This window comes from Devosia sp. A449, from assembly GCF_054489375.1.
In genome coordinates, this window is sequence record NZ_JBTMWU010000022.1 from 1 (window position 1) to 653 (window position 653).

A 653-nucleotide genomic window follows, 5' to 3' on the forward strand; every position below is an offset into this window, starting at 1 on the left:
TCGGCAGCATAAGCGGCCCGGCAATCGGCCAGGGATTTGCCGGAGGCGGCCTGTCGGGCGTTGGCCGAGCCCATAATCCGGGCCACCTGCGCATCAGTGCTGCTGGCGATCTCGGCCTGCCACGGGCCAGCCACCGCATCGGGATGGGCATGTTGCACATCCTGACCCAGGCGAAAGCGCAACGCGACATCGAGGAACTTGATCTCAGCGGCCAGGGCGGCAGCCATGAAACGAGCAAAATACGGGTTGGCCTGCGACACTGGCACCCCGAGCCGGCGCACGATCGATTGCACGAAGGCGCAGCGCTCGGTGGCATACTCGCCAACGGTCATCTCCTTGAGCCGGTTGTCGTGCTGGATCAGGGCTGGCGCATCGGGATAGGCCAGACTGAGATCGACTGGCCGCCCGGGCTTGCCGGCGACCGCATGGCCCTTCCGGCCTAGGGTCAGCCCCTTGAGGTCATCTTCGATCAGCGTCGCCTTGAACCATGCGGCCAGTTGTTCCCAATCCGGCCAGGTCCAGCTATCGACATGGATGATCCCGATGGCAAAGCCCTTTTCACGGCGCAGGGCGGCGAACTGGGCGTCGAGGTCGGTGGTGATGCGCGCCGCCGCGGCATAAGCTTCCGAGGCATTGGCGGTGGCCAGGGTGCG

General features: G+C 65.7%; 1 protein-coding gene. It reads right to left on the bottom strand.

Going from position 1 to position 653, the window contains the following annotated elements:
• A partial coding sequence (locus ACX3OW_RS21630; protein WP_459097858.1) for a hypothetical protein occupies nt 1-653 on the bottom strand: 653 nt, incomplete at both ends.